This window comes from Streptomyces subrutilus (assembly GCF_008704535.1).
Lineage (GTDB): Bacteria > Actinomycetota > Actinomycetes > Streptomycetales > Streptomycetaceae > Streptomyces > Streptomyces subrutilus.
This window is the reverse complement of record NZ_CP023701.1, coordinates 3,461,647-3,478,958: the sequence shown is the minus strand read 5'-3', so window position 1 is coordinate 3,478,958 and position 17,312 is coordinate 3,461,647. Positions and strand designations below refer to the sequence as shown.

Sequence of the window (17,312 nt, the reverse complement as noted above, 5' to 3'; positions counted from 1 at the left end):
CGTCCGAGGGACCGTGGGCCGTGAAGGGGCGTGCGATGCTCGGGGAACGGCTCGGTTCTGTCACCATCGACGCACTCTGAGTGACATCCCCGCCCCCGCGGGGACATCCGGGCAGCACTCCTGCGCTCCACCCCGGGAGGCACCCACCGGCGACAGCCGGGGGAGCCTCCGAGGCATCCGAACTCCACCGAAGGGCACCGGACATGGGTCCCCATCCTGCGGTCGCGGCGATACGCCTGGCGGTCCGCCGCGTACTCCACGACGTCCTCACCGACCTCACCGTCCCCCAGACCGCGGCCGGGCGCACCTCCGGCGCCGGCCCCCGCACCGCCGGCAGCACCGCGCCGCTCGTCCTCGTCGCCTGCTCCGGCGGCGCCGACTCGATGGCCCTCGCCTCGGCCCTGGCCTTCGAGGCCCCCAAACTCGGCATCCGGGCCGGCGGCATCACCGTCGACCACGGGCTCCAGGCCGGCTCCGACCTCCGCGCCGCCGAGGTCGTCACCCGCATGACCGCGCTCCGCCTCGACCCGGTGGAGTCCGTCGCCGTGCGCGTGGGCCGCGACGGCGGGCCCGAGGCCGCCGCCCGCGACGCCCGCTACGGCGCCCTGGACGAGGCCGCGGACCGGCTCGGCGCCGCCGCCGTACTGCTCGGCCACACCCGCGACGACCAGGCCGAGACCGTCCTGCTCGGCCTCGCCCGCGGCTCCGGCATCCGCTCGCTGTCCGGCATGGCCGCGAAGTCCGGCGGGCCCGGCCGCACCAACCGCTACCGCCGCCCCTTCCTCCAGGTCGACCGGCAGACGGCGCGCAAGGCCTGCATGGTCCAGTCCCTCCCCGTCTGGGACGACCCGCACAACACCGACCCCGCCTACACCCGCTCCCGTCTGCGCCACGAGGGACTGCCCGCCCTGGAGAAGGCGCTGGGCAAGGGGGTCGTCGAGGCGCTCGCCCGCACCGCCCAGCTCTCCCGCGACGACGCCGACGCCCTGGACTCCTGGGCCGCCGAGGCGGAGACCGGCGTACGGGACGCCGACGGCCGCCTGGAGTGCGCCAAGCTGTACGCCCTGCCCCCGGCCGTCCGCCGCCGCGTGCTGCGCAGGGCGGTGGTCGCAGCGGGCTCCCCCGCGGGCTCGCTCTTCGCCCGCCACATCGAGGAAGTCGACCGCCTCATCACCGGATGGCGCGGTCAGGGCGCCATCAACCTGCCCGGCCGGGTCGAGGCCCAGCGGCAGGGTGGCAGACTTGTCATCCGGCAGGGCTGATTGGTGCTGAAACGCGGCCGCGTCCTCCGGGGGCACCCCCGGAGACCCGGCCGACGACGAAAGTGATGCGGGTGGACGAGAAGGACATGGGCAGCGACCTCCAGTCGGTGCTCATCACCAAGGAAGAGATCGACGCGAAGCTGGCCGAGCTGGCCGCGAAGATCGACGCGGAGTACGCGGGCAAGGACCTGCTCATCGTCGGTGTGCTCAAGGGCGCGGTGATGGTGATGGCGGACCTGGCGCGGGCCCTGTCCACCCCGCTCACCATGGACTGGATGGCGGTGTCGTCCTACGGCGCCGGGACCCAGTCCTCGGGCGTGGTCCGCATCCTCAAGGACCTGGACACCGACATCAAGGGCAGGCACGTCCTGATCGTCGAGGACATCATCGACTCGGGGCTGACGCTCTCCTGGCTGCTGTCGAACCTCGGCTCCCGCGAGCCGGCGTCCCTGCAGGTCGTCACGCTGCTCCGCAAGCCCGAGGCGGCGAAGGTCGCCATCGACGTGAAGTGGGTCGGCTTCGACATCCCGAACGAGTTCGTCGTGGGCTACGGCCTCGACTACGCCGAGAAGTACCGCAACCTGCCCTTCGTCGGGACGCTCGCCCCGCACGTCTACGGCGGCTGATCACCCTCCCGGTCCCCGCACTCGCCCGGGAACCCAGGGGAACCTGGGGGCGATTCCCGGCGTTGAAGCAGGGGAAGGCGGGTCTGTCAGCCGTCCCACGAGGCCGCGGGTGACAATACAGGGGTACATTCCGAAGAACAGTCTTTACTCACAGCAGCATTTACCTACGGGCAGGAGGGACGGGGTGCCTGGCGCCCCGTATGGATGGACGTGAAGCGATACTTCCGTGGGCCGGTCATGTGGATCGTGCTGGCCGTCCTCGCCGTGGTCGTGTTGATGAATGTCGTCGGCTCCGGCGGCGGCTACAAGTCGGTGGACACCAGCGAGGTCGTCAAGGCGATCAACAGTGGCCAGGTGGAGACAGCGAAGCTGACCACCGGCGACAGCCAGATGATCAAGATCGAGCTCAAGAAGGACCAGAAGCTCGGCAAGCACGACGGCACCAAGTTCCAGGCCAACTACATCGGGGATCAGGGCGTCCAGCTCGCCCAGAACCTCCAGACCAAGTACGAAGCCGGTCAGATCCCGGACGGATACTCCGTCTCCCCGGACAAGACCAGCCCGTTCCTGAGCGTGCTGCTCTCGCTCCTGCCCTTCGTCCTCATCGTCGTTGTCTTCCTGTTCCTGATGAACCAGATGCAGGGCGGCGGCTCCCGGGTCATGAACTTCGGGAAGTCCAAGGCCAAGCTCATCACCAAGGACACCCCGAAGACGACGTTCGCCGATGTCGCGGGTTCGGACGAGGCCGTCGAGGAGCTCCACGAGATCAAGGAGTTCCTCCAGGAGCCGGCGAAGTTCCAGGCCGTCGGCGCCAAGATCCCCAAGGGCGTGCTGCTCTACGGCCCGCCCGGCACCGGCAAGACCCTGCTCGCGCGTGCCGTGGCGGGCGAGGCCGGTGTCCCCTTCTACTCGATCTCCGGCTCCGACTTCGTCGAGATGTTCGTCGGCGTCGGCGCCTCGCGCGTCCGTGACCTGTTCGAACAGGCCAAGGCCAACGCCCCGGCGATCGTCTTCGTCGACGAGATCGACGCCGTCGGCCGGCACCGCGGTGCGGGTCTCGGCGGCGGGCACGACGAGCGCGAGCAGACCCTCAACCAGCTCCTGGTCGAGATGGACGGCTTCGACGTGAAGGGCGGGGTCATCCTGATCGCCGCCACGAACCGTCCGGACATCCTCGACCCGGCACTGCTGCGTCCGGGCCGCTTCGACCGGCAGATCGCGGTCGACCGTCCCGACATGCAGGGCCGTCTGGAGATCCTCAAGGTCCACCAGAAGGGCAAGCCGGTCGCTCCGGACGTCGACCTGGGCGCCGTCGCCCGTCGTACGCCCGGCTTCACCGGTGCCGATCTGGCGAACGTCCTGAACGAGGCGGCCCTGCTGACCGCCCGTTCGGACCAGAAGCTGATCGACAACCACGCGTTGGACGAGGCCATCGACCGCGTCGTGGCGGGCCCGCAGAAGCGGACCCGGATCATGTCGGACCGGGAAAAGAAGATCACCGCGTACCACGAGGGCGGTCACGCCCTGGTCGCGGCGGCCTCCCCGAACTCCGACCCGGTCCACAAGATCACGATCTTGTCCCGCGGCCGGGCCCTGGGCTACACGATGGTCCTGCCCGACGAGGACAAGTACTCGACCACGCGCAACGAGATGCTCGACCAGCTGGCGTACATGCTGGGCGGGCGCGCGGCCGAGGAGCTGGTCTTCCACGACCCGACGACCGGTGCGGCCAACGACATCGAGAAGGCCACCGCCACGGCGCGGGCCATGGTCACGCAGTACGGCATGACCGAGCGACTCGGTGCGATCAAGTTCGGCGGCGACAACACCGAGCCGTTCCTGGGCCGCGAGATGGCCCACCCGCGCGACTACTCGGAAGAGGTCGCGGCGCTGGTCGACGAAGAGGTCAAGAAGCTCATCGAGACCGCGCACAACGAGGCTTGGGAGATCCTCGTCGAGAACCGTGACGTCCTCGACAACCTGGTCCTCGCGCTGCTGGAGAAGGAAACGCTGAACAAGGAGCAGATCGCCGAGATCTTCTCCACGATCGTCAAGCGCCCGGCCCGCCCCGCGTGGACCGGCTCCTCCCGCCGCACCCCCTCCACCCGTCCGCCGGTGCTCTCTCCCAAGGAGCTCCAGCTGACGAACTCGGCGAACGGCACGTCGACGGCGTCGCCGGTCTCCACGGAGAAGGGCATCGAGGTGGCCCCCGAGGACACCCCCGAGGCCTGATCCACCCGGAATGGAAGCCGCGCCCCCCAGGTTCTAGCCTGGGGGGCGCGGCACTTTCACGTGCCGGTGAGCGCGTGCCCCAGAGGAACGAGGATGAGATGACCGACCCGGTGACCCTGAGCGGTGGCGAGGGCGCGATCGGCGAGTTCGACGAGAAGCGCGCCGAGGCGGCCGTGCGCGAGCTCCTGATCGCGGTCGGCGAGAATCCGGACCGCGAGGGCCTGCTGGCGACGCCGGGGCGCGTGGCGCGGGCGTACAAGGAGATATTCGCGGGTCTGCGGCAGCGGCCGGAGGACGTCCTGACGACGACGTTCGACCTGGGGCACGACGAGATGGTCCTGGTGAAGGACATCGAGGTCATGAGCACGTGCGAGCACCACCTGGTGCCCTTCCACGGCGTGGCGCACGTCGGCTACATCCCGTCCACCGACGGCAAGATCACCGGACTGTCGAAGCTGGCCCGCCTGGTGGACGTGTTCGCCCGCCGGCCCCAGGTGCAGGAGCGGCTGACGACGCAGGTCGCCGAGTCGGTCATGGAGATCCTGGACCCGCGCGGGGTCATCGTGGTCATCGAGTGCGAGCACATGTGCATGACGATGCGCGGGGTCCGCAAGCCCGGTGCGAAGACGATCACCTCGGCGGTCCGCGGCCAGCTCCGCGACCCGGCGACCCGCAACGAGGCGATGACCCTGATCATGGCGCGCTGACGCCCGCCCGCTCCGGCGCCGGCCGCCCCGCGGGCGGCCGGACGCGGCCGGACGGGACGGTCTAGACGGTGGCCGGGGCGGCCGGTGCCTCGTCGTCGTCCTCGGGGAGCTTGAGGACGTGTTCGAGGAACAGGGCGGCGGCGACGACCGCCGCGCCCGCCAGGACCGAGAACCCGGCGTACCAGGCCTGGTCGCGGCGGGCGGGGACGTCCAGCGAGTCCATGAGCAGGAAGACCCCCACCCCGCCGTACATCCCCGCCACGAGCGCCGCCACCAGTGCGCTGGCCTGGCCGAAGACCAGGGCGCGGGCCGCCATCAGCGGCTCCACGCCCTTGGCGCCCGGGCGCCGGTCGCGCTGGGCCTTCAGCCGGGCGCGCAGCGACAGGGCCGTGGCCAGCAGGACGACGGCGATGGCGGCCAGCACGACGGGGGCGGCCAGCGGGACGCCGGGCAGGGTCCCGTACGCGTTCCACAGGCGGGCGGCCGCCCAGGACAGGACGGCGGCGACCGCGAACGTGCCCGCCAGGACCGCCGGCCTCAGTTGCTTCACTTGCCCGTTCCCCGCTTCCCGCGCCGATCGTCAGCAGTCCACAGGGTAACGACTACTCCGGGAGGCGGAGTTCCAGGTCCGGACGAGCCGTGACGCCGGCGAGGCCGATTCCGGACAGGAGCGAGGCGACGGCGCCGTGGCCCGGGATCTGCGCCTCCGGGTCGATGTCGTGCCAGGGTGCCAGGACGAACGCGCGCTGGTGGGCGCGCGGGTGCGGCAGGGTGAGGACGGGATCCTCGGAGACGACCTCGGCGTACGAGACGATGTCGACGTCGATCGTGCGCGGGCCCCAGCGCTCTTCGCGGACGCGGTCGAAGGCCTCCTCGATGGCCTGTCCGCGCTCCATCAGGGAGGACGGGGGCAGGGTGGTCTTCACGGAGACGACCGCGTTGAAGTACGCGGGCTGCGATCCGGGGTCCACGCCCCACGGTTCGGTCTCGTAGACCGGGGAGACGGCCTTGACCCGCAGGCCCGGGGTGTCGCCGAGGGCGTCGATCGCGCCCTGGAGGGTCTCCAGCCGGTTGCCGAGGTTGGCGCCGAGGGCGATCACCGCCCATTTGGGGTTGGACAGGGTGACGTCCGCCGCGTCGACCGCTTCCACGACGGATGCGGGTACCGGCTGCACCGTGGGGTCGCTCTGTGCGTTCAGTCCGTTGTTCATGCGCGGCTCCGGGTGATCGTGATGGTCACGTCGTCGAAGGGGACGGTGATCGGCGCGTCCGGCTTGTGGACGATGACCTCGACCTGCGCCACCGCTTCGTGTGTGAGGCACTGCCGGGCGATCCGCTCGGCGAGCGTTTCGATCAGGTCGACGGGCTCTCCTTGGACCACGGCGACGACTTCCTCCGCGACTACCCCGTAGTGCACGGTCTTGGCCAGGTCGTCGCCGGCCGCCGCCGGTCGGGTGTCGAGGTGCAGCACCAGGTCGACGATGAAGGTCTGGCCTTCCTCGCGTTCCCGGGGGAAGACGCCGTGGTGCCCGCGAGCCTTGAGGCCGCGCAGCGCGACACGATCCACGCGAATCACTCCTGCTTTCTTTGGTGCTTCCGGTCCCGGGACTCCCCGGGTCCATGGCCCACGCCGAGTGCGGTCGGCGTCGTCCGGCTTCGAATTTACCTGCGAAACACCGGTGACCCCGCCGGAGGGGTCAGGAGGAGTCGTCCTCGTCGTCCTCGTCGGACTCCGTGAGCACCGGAGAACCGTGGTGGGACCAGAGCCGCCAGCCCTCGGATGTGCGTCGGAACACATTCGTGGCGACGACGAGCTGGCCCACGAGCGGGCCGAGCTCGCCGCCGTCCTCGGCGGGGCCGCCGCTGAGGATGTTCTCCGTGCAGGTCACGAGGGCGGTGTCGCCTATGACGGCGACCTTGGTGTCGGTGAGGAAGAACTGGATGTAGTCCGTGTGGGACATGATCAGCGCGTACGAGCGCAGCACTTCGCCGCGGCCGGAGAGCACCGGCCAGCCGGGGTGGACGCACGAGATCTCGTCCTCCAGCCACAGCGCCGACAGCGCGTCGAAGTCCCCCTGCTCCATGGCCTCGTAGAAGGCCGTGTTGACCTCTTCGACCGCTTCGATGTCGGTACGGCTCACTGGGCTCCTTCTCGGTCGGTGGTCACAGTGCCCCTTCCACGGCGCGGGCCACCCGAACCGCGTCGGCCGTCGCCCGTACCTCGTGGACCCGTACGGCCCAAGCGCCCTGGTGGGCGGCTATGGCGGAGACGGCGGCGGTGGCCGCGTCGCGCTCGCGGGCGGGCGGCGGGGCCGCGCCGTCCGCGCCGGCCAGGACGCGGCCGAGGAAGCGCTTGCGCGAGGCGGCGACCAGGAGCGGGAAGCCGAGCGCGCGCAGCTCGGGGAGGTGGGCGACGAGGGCGAGGTCGTGGTCGGCGTTCTTGGCGAAGCCGAGGCCCGGGTCGACGAGGACGCGGTCGGGGGAGATGCCGCCGGAGACGACGGCGTCGATGCGGGTCCGGAGTTCGGCGGTGACCTCGGCGAGGACGTCCCCGTAGACGGCGCGGCCGTTCATGCCGTCGCTGAAGCCGCGCCAGTGCATGACCACGAAGGGCACCCGGGCGGCGGCGACGGCCGGGATCATGCCGGGGTCGGCGAGTCCGCCGCTGACGTCGTTGACCAGGACCGCGCCGGCGTCGACGGCCCGGGCGGCGACGCTGGCGCGCATGGTGTCGACGGAGACGCAGACGCCTTCGGAGGCCAGGCCGCGCACGACGGGCACGACCCGGCGCAGCTCTTCCTCCTCGTCGACGCGGGAGGCGCCGGGCCGGGTGGACTCGCCGCCGACGTCGACGAGGTCGGCGCCCTGGGCGGCGAGGTCGAGGCCGCGTTTGACGGCCGAGGTGGTGTCGAACCAGCGGCCGCCGTCGGAGAACGAGTCGGGGGTGACGTTGACGACGCCCATGACTGCGCAGCGGTCCCACTCGGGAAGACCTGCGACCCGGCCCCTGTCGGTGGCTCCGCGCTTCGTGTTCATGGGTCCAAGGGTAGGGCTGACCTGGATACGGCAGGGCCCCGGCGCCTTCCGGCCGCCGGGGCCCCGGTCCTCTCGCGGGCGGTTACGCCGCCTGCACCTCGCGCTCGGCCTGCTTGGGCACGGCTGCCACGTGGGAGTGGGCGCAGGTGCGGACCGGCTTGGGCCGGCGCCGGCTGGCGAACAGCCGGGGCAGGGCCAGCGTCACGAAGCCCTCGGCCTGCATGGCGGCGAAGCCGATCCGGGGCAGGTCGCGGGTGGTGCGGAAGACCACGAAGCGGGGCTCCCAGCGGGGGCGGAACTTCGCGTTGAACTTGTACAGCGACTCGATCTGGAACCAGCGGGAGAGGAAGACCAGCAGGCCGCGCCACATGCGCAGGACGGGGCCGGCGCCGATCTTCTCGCCGCGGGCGAGGGCCGAGCGGAACATCGCGAAGTTCAGCGAGACCTTCTCGATCTTCAGGGCGGGTGCGGCCTCCAGGGAGGCGACGATGAGCAGCTCGTTCATGCCGGGGTCGGCGGCGCGGTCGCGGCGCATCAGCTCCAGCGACATGCCGTCCGTGCCCCACGGGACGAAGTGCAGGACGGCCTTCAGGTCGCCGAAGGGGCTGGTGTCGCCCTCCTCCACGCGGTGGGCGGTGGCGATGAAGCAGTCGCCGTCGCCCGGGTCCCCGACCCGGCCGAGCGCCATGGAGAAGCCGCGCTCGGTGTCGGTGCCGCGCCAGGCGTCGGCGGCGCCGCGCACCTGCTCCAGTTCGGCCTGCGTGAGCTCGCTGACCCGGCGGACCTTGGTGGTGTAGCCGTTGCGCTCGATGCGCTTCACCATCTGGCGGACGTTGCGCATGGCGCGTCCGGAGAGGGAGAAGTCTTTGACGTCGACGATCGCCTCGTCGCCCAGCTCCAGGGCGTCCAGCCCGGTCTCGCGGGTCCAGACCTCGCCGCCGGTCTCGCTGCAGCCCATGACGGCCGGGGTCCAGGAGTGGGCCTTGGCCTCCTCCATGAACCGCTCGATGGCGCCGGGCCAGGCCTCGACGTCGCCGATGGGGTCGCCGGAGGCGAGCATCACGCCGGAGACGACGCGGTAGGTGACCGCGGCCTTGCCGCTGGGGGAGAAGACGACGGCCTTGTCGCGGCGGAGCGCGAAGTGGCCGAGGGAGTCGCGGCCGCCGTGCCGGGCGAGCAGCTCGCGGAGCTTGTCCTCGTCGTCGGCGGTGAGCCGGGCGGCCGGGTGCTCGGGGCGGAAGGCCAGGTAGATGGTGGTGAGCGCGGTGAGCATGCCGAGGGCGCCGAGCGAGTAGCCGACGGTCCAGGAGACCCGTCCGACGTAGTCGACGGGGCCCTCGTAGCCGAAGAGGCCGTAGACCACGTGCGTGATCTGCTCGGAGAGGCTCGGGTCGCCGACGACCTTGCCCGGGTGGACGTTGACGATGACCAGGCCGAGGCCGATGGAGCCGGCGCTCATCAGGACGAAGTTCGCGAGCGCCTTCCAGCGGCTGCGCGGGTCCGGGAGCGCCTTGAACTCACCCTGGTAGCGCAGCAGCAGGGCGAGCAGCAGGGCCACGATGACCACGCCGATGATCGAGTGCCGGTAGGTGAACTGCGCCACCGCGCCGGCGGGCAGCAGCACCACGGCGGCCCGCCAGGCCCGCCGCTTGCGCCGCTTGAGGCCGTGGGCGAGCAGCAGCAGCAGGACGCCCGCGCTGATCGACAGGGCCGCCGCGAAGGGGCCGAAGGAACCGGGCAGCACTTCGGTGACCGCGTGGATCCGGCTGTGCCGGAAGCGCGGGAAGACTCCGGCCGCGATGTCCAGCAGCCCGACGATCATGGCGGCCGTACCTACGATGCCGGGCACCGACTCCGGCCGTGGACCACGGAGGATTCGGCGCACCCCGCTCGGAACCTGTCCCGACTTATCGCCATCTATCCTGCTAGACATCGCTTCCCGTTGCTCCGCGAGAGATCATGTGGCCGAAGGCCGCGACAGCCTCCGGTGTGTGGTGCGTCCAGTAGGACGACATCGACGAGGAGCGGGTTCACTCTTCCGTCGGAAATTTCCAGTCCTGCCATCAGAAAGTCGACTGACTGCTCATGGGTCTCACCAGTAATACGGTTCTGGCGCTGGCCATCGTCGCGGGTGTGCTGCTCTTCGCAGCCACGGTCTGGCTCTGGCCGAAGCTCTCGGGCCGCTCCTGGCGCGCCTACACGGGCCGCGTCGGCCTGTTGCTGGCGACCCAGCTCGCGCTGTTCTCGGCCGTGGGACTCGCGGCGAACAAGTCGTTCCTCTTCTACGGGTCCTGGGCCGACCTGTTCGGCCAGGAGACGTCCATCGGGAAGGTCGTCGACCACTCGATGAGCAGCGACGACATCAAGGTCATCGACAAGCAGAAGCTGGACGTGCCGGGCGGGGGCAAGCCCCAGGTGGGCGGCCAGATCCTGAAGGTGGCCATAACCGGGCAGAAGTCGAGGATAACGAGCCCGGGCTACGTGTGGCTGCCGCCGGAGTACTTCCAGCCGCAGCACAAGGACCAGAACTTCCCGGCGTCCATCGTCCTGACGGGCTACCCGGGCACGGCCGAGAACCTGATCAAAGGGCTCGACTACCCGATGAAGGCCTTCGGCCTGTCCAAGGCCGGCAAGATGAAGCCGATGATCCTGGTCATGCTGCGCCCGACGATCGCCCCGCCGCGCGACACGGAGTGCGTGGACATCCCCGACGGGCCGCAGACCGAGACCTTCTTCGGCGTGGACCTCCCGCAGGCCATCACCGACACCTTCCGGGTCGGCAAGAAGCCCGAGAACATGGGCTTCATCGGCAACTCGACGGGCGGCTACTGCGCCCTGAAGATCGCCGCGCACTACCCGCAGACCTTCGGCGCCGCGGCCGGCCTGTCCGCGTACTACGAGGCCCCGGACGACCCGACGACCGGTGACCTCTTCCACGGGGACGCCAAGCTGAAGAAGCGCGCGGACGTCCTGGCCAGCATCGAGGCGAAGAAGCCGAGCGGTACGTCCTTCCTCGTGACCAGCAGCGAGAAGGGCGAGCCGAACCTCGGCGACACCAAGAAGTTCATCAAGAAGGTGAAGGGCCCGGACCGGGTCTCCTCGATCATCCTCGACAGCGGCGGCCACAACTTCAACACCTGGCGCCGCGAGATCCCGCCGATGCTGGTGTGGATGAGCGGCCGCATCCAGGCCTGAGGGCGGGACGCGGCGCCGCGTGCGCGACGAGGACGAGGACGAGGACGAGGGGGAGGACCCGGCGGGAGCCGGGTCCTCCCCCTCGTCGCGGGGCCGGTCGGAGGGGCCGGCTCACGCCTCCTGGAGCTGGGCCCGCCGCAGGGCCCGGTGGACGCCCTCCGGGGTCAGTACGCCGATCAGCGCGCCCGACCCGGGCCGGGTGACCCCGATGCGGCCCGAGTCCTCCTGGAGCAGGACGGCGAGGGCCTCGCGCAGGGTCGCCCCGAGCTCCACGGCGGCCGCGGGGGCCGGGGCGCCGGACTCCGGCGCCGTCAGGTCGTCCTCGCCGACGCGGGTGACGGCCAGCCGCTTGAGGCCGCGGTCCGCGCCGACGAAGGAGGCCACGTAGTCGGTGGCCGGCGCCCCGAGCACCGCCGCCGGGCGGGCGAACTGCTCGATGGTGCCGGTGCCGTAGACCGCCATCCGGTCGCCGAGCCGGATCGCTTCCTCCAGGTCGTGCGTGACCAGCAGGATCGTCTTGCGCACCGTGCGCTGGAGGGTCAGGAACTCGTTCTGGAGCCGCTCGCGCACCACCGGGTCCACGGCCCCGAACGGCTCGTCCATCAGCAGCACCGGCGGGTCGGCCGCCAGGGCGCGGGCGACGCCGACGCGCTGGCGCTGGCCGCCGGAGAGCTGCTCCGGGTACCGGCCGCCGTAGACGGACGGGTCCAGGCCGACCAGTTCGAGCAGTTCGGCCGCGCGGGCGCGGGCCTTGGCCTTGGGGGTGCCGATGAGCTGCGGCACGGTCGCCGTGTTCTCCAGCACCGTCTTGTGCGGGAACAGGCCGACCTGCTGGATGACGTAGCCGATGTGGCGGCGCAGCTCGACGGGGTCGGCGGCCGCGATGTCCTCGCCGTTCAGCAGGATGCGGCCGGAGGTCGGCTCGATGAGCCGGTTGACCATCTTCATCGTGGTCGTCTTGCCGCAGCCGGACGGTCCCACGAGCGTGACCAGCTCACCCTCCGCGACCTCGAAGGACAGGTCCTCGACGGCTTTCGTCCCGTCGGGGTAGCGCTTGGTCACATGCTCGAATCGGATCACGTCCCCATCCTTCCCCAAGAGCGCGGTCCTATGGGCGTCGGAATTGTTAGGGGAGTGTTGCGTGACTGCGAAGGATTCCGGCCATTGTCACCGCCGGGGGTTAAGGTCGCTGCATTCGGATAGACGTGCGTTCGGTGACAGGGGGTGAGGAGTGTGGCCGGGCAGAGCTGCCTGGTGGCGAACGACTGGATCTGCTGGGAGTACGTGACCTCCCGGTCCCAGGAGCTCACCGACGCCACCCTCGAACACGTCTGGATCACCGGCGCGTCCGTCCTCATCGGCATCGCCGTGTCGGTCCCGCTCGCCCTGCTGGCCCGCCGCGGCCGGCACTGGGCGGCGCCCGTGCTCGGGCTCACCACGCTGCTCTACACGGTCCCGTCCCTCGCCATGTTCTCGCTGCTGCTGCCCGTCTTCGGGCTGTCGGCGGCGCTCGTGGTGACCGGGCTGGTGCTGTACTCGCTGACCATCCTCGTCCGCAACGTGCTGGCCGGCCTCGAAGCCGTCCCCGAGGAGGTCCGGGAGGCCGCCCGCGGCATGGGCTACGGGCCGTCCCGGCTGCTGTGGCAGGTCGAGCTGCCGCTGGCGCTGCCCGCGCTGCTGGCCGGTGTCCGGATCGCGACCGTCTCCACCGTCGCGCTGACCACGGTCGGCTCCATCGTCGGCAAGGGCGGGCTGGGCAACCTCATCGCCCCGGCCGTCAACAGCTCCTTCAAGGCCCAGGTGCTCACCGCCTCGGTGCTGTGCGTGCTGCTGGCGCTGGTGGCGGACCTGCTGCTGCTCGGCCTCCAGCGGCTGCTCACCCCGTGGACCCGCGCCGGTGCGCGCCGGACCTCCGGCAAGGGGGCCTGAGCCGTGGGCGTGCTGACCGGAGCCTGGGACTGGCTGGCGAACGGGGCCAACTGGTCCGGCGAGAACGGCGTGTGGCACCGGCTCGGCGAGCACGTCTACGTCAGCGGGATCGCCCTGGCCGTCGCCTGCGCGGTGGCCCTGCCGGTCGGGCTGTACCTCGGCCACCTCGGCAAGGGCGGCGCGCTCGCGGTCAACGTCTCCAACGTCGGCCGGGCCGTGCCGGTCTTCGCGGTGCTGGCGCTGTTCATGGTCTCCCCGCTGCGCAACGCCGGCTACCTGCCGACCATCGTCGCGCTGGTGCTCTTCGCGATCCCGCCGCTGCTCACCAACGCGTACGTCGGCATGCGCGAGGTGGACCGCTCGGTGGTCGAGGCCGCGCGGGGCATGGGCATGTCCGGCCGCCAACTCTTCCTGCGCGTGGAACTGCCGCTCGCCCGGCCGCTGGTGATGACCGGGCTGCGCTCGGGCGCGGTGCAGGTGATCGCCACGGCCACCATCGCCGCGATGGTCGGCCAGGGCGGCCTCGGCCGGATCATCACCGCGGGCTTCAACACGTACAACACCGCGCAGGTCGTCGCGGGCGCCCTGCTGGTGGCCGCGCTGGCCCTGCTGGTGGAGGGCGTGCTGGTGGCGGCGGACCGGCTGCTGCCGCGGACGTCCGCCCGCTGATCCCCGATCCCGACCCCTGTTCCTCGCCTCGAAACGGAGTACACCCATGAGCAAGACCACACGCGTCCTCGGCGCGTCCCTGGGCGCGCTGGCCCTGACGGTGTCGCTGGCCGCGTGCGGTGGCGACAGCCTGGAGAAGACCAAGGACGGCGGCGCGGACTCCTCCGCCCCCTCCGGCGGCGGCAAGGGCAGCCTGGTGGTCGGTTCGGCCGGGTTCACCGAGTCCAACGTGCTGGCGGAGCTGTACGCGCAGGTCCTCAAGGACGCCGGCTACAGCACCTCGGTCACCACGGTCAACAACCGCGAGCTGTACGAGCCGTCGCTGGAGAAGGGCGAGATCGACGTCGTCCCGGAGTACGCGGCCACGCTCGCCGAGTTCCTCAACGCCAAGGTGAACGGCCCCAAGGCGCCGGAGGAGAAGCCGGTGGCCTCCAGCGACGCGGCGGCGACCGTGGCGGCGCTGGAGAAGCTCGCGGGCCCGCTCGGCCTGAAGGCGCTGCCGGCGGGCGGGGCGGTCGACCAGAACGCCTTCGCCGTGACCAAGGAATTCGCGCAGAAGAACAACCTGAAGTCCCTTTCCGATCTTGGTAAGTCCGGCCTCAAGGTGAAGATCGCCGCCGGTGACGAATGCGCCGTCCGCCCCTTCTGCGCGCCGGGATTGACGAAGACGTACGGAATCCAGGTTTCCGGGATCGACCCCAAGGGCGTCGGAACGCCCCAGTCCAAGCAGGCGGTCAAGGACGGCACGGACCAGCTCGTGCTGACCACCACCACGGACGCCACCCTGGACTCCTACGGGCTGGTGCTGCTGGAGGACGACAAGAAGCTCCAGAACGCCGACAACGTGCTGCCGGTGGTCAACGCCAAGGACGCGGGCTCCCCGGAGGTCGCGGCCGCCCTCGACAAGCTGACCAAGGTGCTCACGACGGCCGACCTGGTCGACCTCAACCGCAAGGTGGACGCCGAGCGCGCGAAGCCGGCCGACGTCGCCAAGGCCTACCTGGAGTCCAAGGGCCTGCTGAAGAAGTAGGAGCCGCACGGGCGGCCGGGGAATGCGGTGTAACCGCTCGGCAATGAATTGCCGGGCGGGTACCCCACACGACCTCGACGCCCTGTAAATTTCTGGCCATGCCCCGTGGACGCCACCGCAATCCCGAACCCCTGCACCGGCTGCTCACGCCGACGATCGTCGCCGGTGTCTGCGCCGTCAGCGCCACAGCGGCCTGGCTGCTCGCGGAACCGCTGGAACTACGGCTGCTCGTGGCCGTCACCGCGGCCGCCGGAATGGCCGGCGCCGTCGTCATGCGCGCCTGGGACCGCTCGGCCGGCCGCCGGGTCGCGGAGCTGGGGCGCGAACGGGTCAAGGACGAGTGGCGGACCGACGAGCGGATAGCCGCGCTCGAATCCGACCTCGAAGAGGCCCGCGTGCTGCGCGGCCGGCTCGACGCCAAGCTGCGGGCCAAGCGGGTCGAACTGGCCGGACTGCGCGGCGAGCACGCGTCGCTGCTGCGGCGGTACGCCACCGCCGAGACCGAGCGCGCCAGCGCGCTGGAGCGCCGCCGGCTGCTGGCCGTCGAAGCCGCCGCGGCCCCCGCCGCCGCCCCGCGCGCACTCGCCCCGGTCTCCGAGGAGCGCACCGCTGCCGGCGCGCCCACCCCGGTCGGTTACGCCCGGGCCAACGCAGCCCTGGTCGCGCTGGTCCGCCGCCGGGCCGCGGCCCCGGCCCTGCCCGGCGGCGGACGGGAAGCCGCCGCGCCCGTCCCGCCCGGCGCCGCGCCCGTACCCGCCGCCGGTACCGCGCCCGTACCCGCCGCCGGTACCGCGGCGACCGAGCCCGGTCCCGAGCCCGATCCGGGGCCCGGCCCCGCCGGCGGCCGGGTCCGCCCGCCCGCGACCGTCCCGGCGCGCCGGCCCGCCGCGGCCGTGGCCCCGTACGCGGCCCAACGGCGTACGGCGTCCCGCGTCGAGGGCGGCTTCGACTTCTTCGGCACCAAGAACGCGGCCCAGGCCCGCGCGGTCATCGAGGCCGTCCAGAACGAGGACCTCGCCGACGTGGTCGGCGCCGAGGCCCTGGAGGCCCACAAGGCGGAGGCGGCCGGCCCCGGGGCCGACGCCCCAGCGCTGTTCAAGCCGGCCACCCCCGAGACGCGCGCCGTGGGCCAGGTCATCGACCTGACCGCGCACGACGAGACCGAGCCGATCGACGTGGTCCGGCTGCGCACCGCGATCTCCTAGGCGCCGCCGGGTCAGAACAGCGGCAGCTGCCCGGGGTGTTCGGAGAGGACGAACCCGTCCAGCGTGGGAGCCGAGGCACCGAGCACGACCCTGGCCCGTGAGCCGGGGCAGGACACCAGGTCGCCGCGGTCCCTCCCGAGGGGAGGGTCGTGGCGGGCGATGCGGCCGGCGGTGACGGCGCAGTCGCGGCCGCAGGCCGGGCAGGCCCGGCGAGGTGAGTGGGACATGCCCCCAGTCTGCCCTGCCGCACCGACACCGCCCGCGCGGGCGCCGCTACTTGTCGATGTCGCCGACGACGAAGAACAGCGAGCCGAGGATCGACACCATGTCCGCGACCAGCTGCCCGGGCAGCAGCACGGCGAGGGCCTGGATGTTGTTGTAGGAGGCGCTGCGCAGCTTCAGCCGGTACGGGGTCTTCTCGCCCTTGGAGACGAGGTAGTAGCCGTTGATCCCGAGCGGGTTCTCGGTCCAGGCGTACGTGTGCCCCTCGGGCGCCTTGAGCACCTTGGGCAGCCGCTGGTTGACGGGGCCCGGCGGCAGCTCCGCCATCCGGTCCAGGCAGGCCACGGCCAGGTCGAGGGCGTTGTGGGTCTGGTCGAGCAGCACCTCGAAGCGGGCCAGGCAGTCCCCGTCGGTGCGGGTGACCACCTTCAGCACGTCCTGCAGTTCGCCGTAGGCCAGGTAGGGCTCGTCGCGGCGCAGGTCGAAGTCGACGCCGGAGGCGCGGGCGACGGGACCGGAGACCCCGTACGCGTGGACCGCCTCGGCGGGGAGCACGCCGACGCCGCGGGTGCGGCCGCGGAAGATCTCGTTGCCGCGGACCAGCTTGTCGTAGACGTCCATCCGGGTGCGCACGTCGGCGATGGCCGCGCGGGCCCGCCCGAGCCAGCCGGCCGGGAGGTCCTCCTTGAGGCCGCCGACCCGGTTGAACATGTAGTGCATGCGGCCGCCGGAGATCTCCTCCATGACGGCCTGCAGCTCCTCGCGCTCGCGGAACGCGTGGAAGATCGGGGTGATCCCGCCCAGTTCGAGGGGGTAGGAGCCGAGGAACATCAGGTGGTTGAGCACCCGGTTCAGCTCGGCCAGCAGGGTCCGCATCCACACGGCCCGCTCGGGGACCTCCATGCCGAGCATCCGCTCGACCGCCATGACGACGCCCAGCTCGTTGGAGAAGGCGGAGAGCCAGTCGTGGCGGTTGGCGAGCATCACGATCTGGCGGTAGTCGCGCGCCTCGAAGAGCTTCTCGGCGCCGCGGTGCATGTAGCCGACCACCGGCTCGGCGGAGACGATCCGCTCCCCGTCCAGGACGAGGCGCAGGCGCAGCACGCCGTGCGTGGAAGGGTGCTGGGGTCCGATGTTGAGCACCATGTCGGTGCTCTCCGCCGCACCGCCGATGCCGACCGTGGTCTCCGTCATGCGGG

General features: G+C 71.4%; 18 protein-coding genes. 9 read left to right on the top strand and 9 right to left on the bottom strand.

Going from position 1 to position 17,312, the window contains the following annotated elements; all coding sequences use genetic code 11:
* The first annotated feature begins 203 nt into the window (after positions 1 to 203).
* The 4 genes from tilS to folE all read left to right on the top strand — a co-directional run bounded on the left by tilS (position 204) and on the right by folE (position 4,827).
* Positions 204 to 1,262 carry a tRNA lysidine(34) synthetase TilS gene (gene tilS / locus CP968_RS15185; RefSeq protein WP_150518523.1) on the top strand — a complete coding sequence of 353 codons (1,059 nt, stop codon included), beginning with the start codon at positions 204 to 206 and terminating at the stop codon, positions 1,260 to 1,262.
* Positions 1,263 to 1,327: 65 nt separating this feature from the next.
* A complete protein-coding gene (hpt, locus tag CP968_RS15180; protein WP_150518522.1) occupies positions 1,328 to 1,888 on the top strand; it encodes a hypoxanthine phosphoribosyltransferase in 561 nt (186 codons plus the stop codon).
* Positions 1,889 to 2,092: 204 nt separating this feature from the next.
* The gene (gene ftsH, locus CP968_RS15175; protein ID WP_150518521.1) at positions 2,093 to 4,120 is read left to right on the top strand and encodes an ATP-dependent zinc metalloprotease FtsH; all 2,028 of its coding nucleotides are present in this window, start codon (positions 2,093 to 2,095) and stop codon (positions 4,118 to 4,120) included.
* Between the two features lie 98 nt (positions 4,121 to 4,218).
* Positions 4,219 to 4,827 (top strand): GTP cyclohydrolase I FolE, encoded by a 609-nt coding sequence (gene folE, locus CP968_RS15170; RefSeq protein ID WP_150518520.1) that lies wholly within the window; start codon positions 4,219 to 4,221, stop codon positions 4,825 to 4,827.
* Positions 4,828 to 4,888: 61 nt separating this feature from the next.
* On the opposite strand, the gene CP968_RS15165 is transcribed toward folE, so the two are convergent.
* The 6 genes from CP968_RS15165 to CP968_RS15140 all read right to left on the bottom strand — a co-directional run bounded on the left by CP968_RS15165 (position 4,889) and on the right by CP968_RS15140 (position 9,796).
* The gene (locus CP968_RS15165; protein ID WP_150518519.1) at positions 4,889 to 5,377 is read right to left on the bottom strand and encodes a DUF3180 domain-containing protein; all 489 of its coding nucleotides are present in this window, start codon (positions 5,375 to 5,377) and stop codon (positions 4,889 to 4,891) included.
* Positions 5,378 to 5,429: 52 nt separating this feature from the next.
* On the bottom strand, positions 5,430 to 6,038 hold the full coding sequence (gene folK, locus CP968_RS15160; RefSeq protein WP_150518518.1) for a 2-amino-4-hydroxy-6-hydroxymethyldihydropteridine diphosphokinase: 609 nt from the start codon (positions 6,036 to 6,038) through the stop codon (positions 5,430 to 5,432).
* Positions 6,035 to 6,394, bottom strand: coding sequence for a dihydroneopterin aldolase (gene folB / locus CP968_RS15155; protein ID WP_150518517.1), 360 nt, complete (start codon positions 6,392 to 6,394; stop codon positions 6,035 to 6,037). Before folB ends, folK begins: the two co-directional genes overlap by 4 nt.
* A gap of 130 nt (positions 6,395 to 6,524) precedes the next feature.
* The gene (locus CP968_RS15150; RefSeq protein ID WP_150518516.1) at positions 6,525 to 6,968 is read right to left on the bottom strand and encodes a nuclear transport factor 2 family protein; all 444 of its coding nucleotides are present in this window, start codon (positions 6,966 to 6,968) and stop codon (positions 6,525 to 6,527) included.
* 22 nt (positions 6,969 to 6,990) lie between these two features.
* Complete coding sequence (folP, locus tag CP968_RS15145) at positions 6,991 to 7,863, bottom strand: dihydropteroate synthase (RefSeq protein WP_150518515.1); 873 nt, start codon at positions 7,861 to 7,863, stop codon at positions 6,991 to 6,993.
* Positions 7,864 to 7,945: 82 nt separating this feature from the next.
* Positions 7,946 to 9,796 (bottom strand): phosphatidylglycerol lysyltransferase domain-containing protein, encoded by a 1,851-nt coding sequence (locus tag CP968_RS15140; protein WP_150518514.1) that lies wholly within the window; start codon positions 9,794 to 9,796, stop codon positions 7,946 to 7,948.
* Positions 9,797 to 9,948: 152 nt separating this feature from the next.
* Here CP968_RS15140 and CP968_RS15135 point away from each other — a divergent pair, with 152 nt between their 5' ends.
* Complete coding sequence (locus tag CP968_RS15135) at positions 9,949 to 11,058, top strand: alpha/beta hydrolase (RefSeq protein WP_150518513.1); 1,110 nt, start codon at positions 9,949 to 9,951, stop codon at positions 11,056 to 11,058.
* A gap of 111 nt (positions 11,059 to 11,169) precedes the next feature.
* On the opposite strand, the gene CP968_RS15130 is transcribed toward CP968_RS15135, so the two are convergent.
* Positions 11,170 to 12,138 (bottom strand): ABC transporter ATP-binding protein, encoded by a 969-nt coding sequence (locus tag CP968_RS15130; RefSeq protein ID WP_150518512.1) that lies wholly within the window; start codon positions 12,136 to 12,138, stop codon positions 11,170 to 11,172.
* 153 nt (positions 12,139 to 12,291) lie between these two features.
* Between CP968_RS15130 and CP968_RS15125 the strand changes: the two genes are divergently transcribed.
* The 4 genes from CP968_RS15125 (at position 12,292) to CP968_RS15110 (ending at position 15,891) form a co-directional block, all read left to right on the top strand.
* Complete coding sequence (locus CP968_RS15125; RefSeq protein ID WP_150518511.1) at positions 12,292 to 12,987, top strand: ABC transporter permease; 696 nt, start codon at positions 12,292 to 12,294, stop codon at positions 12,985 to 12,987.
* Positions 12,988 to 12,990: 3 nt separating this feature from the next.
* A complete protein-coding gene (locus tag CP968_RS15120) occupies positions 12,991 to 13,656 on the top strand; it encodes an ABC transporter permease (protein ID WP_150518510.1) in 666 nt (221 codons plus the stop codon).
* 46 nt (positions 13,657 to 13,702) lie between these two features.
* Positions 13,703 to 14,686, top strand: a complete 984-nt coding sequence (locus CP968_RS15115; RefSeq protein ID WP_150518509.1) for an ABC transporter substrate-binding protein — start codon at positions 13,703 to 13,705, stop codon at positions 14,684 to 14,686.
* Positions 14,687 to 14,784: 98 nt separating this feature from the next.
* A complete protein-coding gene (locus tag CP968_RS15110; RefSeq protein WP_150518508.1) occupies positions 14,785 to 15,891 on the top strand; it encodes a hypothetical protein in 1,107 nt (368 codons plus the stop codon).
* An 11-nt stretch (positions 15,892 to 15,902) separates the two neighbouring features.
* Here the strand turns inward: CP968_RS15110 and CP968_RS15105 are convergent, their stop codons facing one another.
* Both CP968_RS15105 and CP968_RS15100 read right to left on the bottom strand, forming a co-directional pair.
* Positions 15,903 to 16,118: a hypothetical protein gene (locus CP968_RS15105; protein ID WP_150518507.1), complete on the bottom strand. Its 216-nt coding sequence runs from the start codon at positions 16,116 to 16,118 to the stop codon at positions 15,903 to 15,905.
* A 46-nt stretch (positions 16,119 to 16,164) separates the two neighbouring features.
* Positions 16,165 to 17,307 (bottom strand): NADH-quinone oxidoreductase subunit D, encoded by a 1,143-nt coding sequence (locus tag CP968_RS15100; protein ID WP_150518506.1) that lies wholly within the window; start codon positions 17,305 to 17,307, stop codon positions 16,165 to 16,167.
* Positions 17,308 to 17,312: the final 5 nt, after the last annotated feature.

What these genes read in the sequence shown, in the direction of transcription:
- tilS (WP_150518523.1), top strand. Translation starts at nt 204, where the DNA reads ATGGGTCCCCATCCTGCGGTCGCGGCGATACGCCTGGCGGTCCGCCGC.
- hpt (WP_150518522.1), top strand. Translation starts at nt 1,328, where the DNA reads ATGCGGGTGGACGAGAAGGACATGGGCAGCGACCTCCAGTCGGTGCTC.
- ftsH (WP_150518521.1), top strand. Translation starts at nt 2,093, where the DNA reads ATGGACGTGAAGCGATACTTCCGTGGGCCGGTCATGTGGATCGTGCTG.
- folE (WP_150518520.1), top strand. Translation starts at nt 4,219, where the DNA reads ATGACCGACCCGGTGACCCTGAGCGGTGGCGAGGGCGCGATCGGCGAG.
- folK (WP_150518518.1), bottom strand. Translation starts at nt 6,038, where the DNA reads ATGAACAACGGACTGAACGCACAGAGCGACCCCACGGTGCAGCCGGTA.
- folP (WP_150518515.1), bottom strand. Translation starts at nt 7,863, where the DNA reads ATGAACACGAAGCGCGGAGCCACCGACAGGGGCCGGGTCGCAGGTCTT.
- CP968_RS15140 (WP_150518514.1), bottom strand. Translation starts at nt 9,796, where the DNA reads ATGTCTAGCAGGATAGATGGCGATAAGTCGGGACAGGTTCCGAGCGGG.
- CP968_RS15135 (WP_150518513.1), top strand. Translation starts at nt 9,949, where the DNA reads ATGGGTCTCACCAGTAATACGGTTCTGGCGCTGGCCATCGTCGCGGGT.
- CP968_RS15115 (WP_150518509.1), top strand. Translation starts at nt 13,703, where the DNA reads ATGAGCAAGACCACACGCGTCCTCGGCGCGTCCCTGGGCGCGCTGGCC.
- CP968_RS15110 (WP_150518508.1), top strand. Translation starts at nt 14,785, where the DNA reads ATGCCCCGTGGACGCCACCGCAATCCCGAACCCCTGCACCGGCTGCTC.
- CP968_RS15105 (WP_150518507.1), bottom strand. Translation starts at nt 16,118, where the DNA reads ATGTCCCACTCACCTCGCCGGGCCTGCCCGGCCTGCGGCCGCGACTGC.
- CP968_RS15100 (WP_150518506.1), bottom strand. Translation starts at nt 17,307, where the DNA reads ATGACGGAGACCACGGTCGGCATCGGCGGTGCGGCGGAGAGCACCGAC.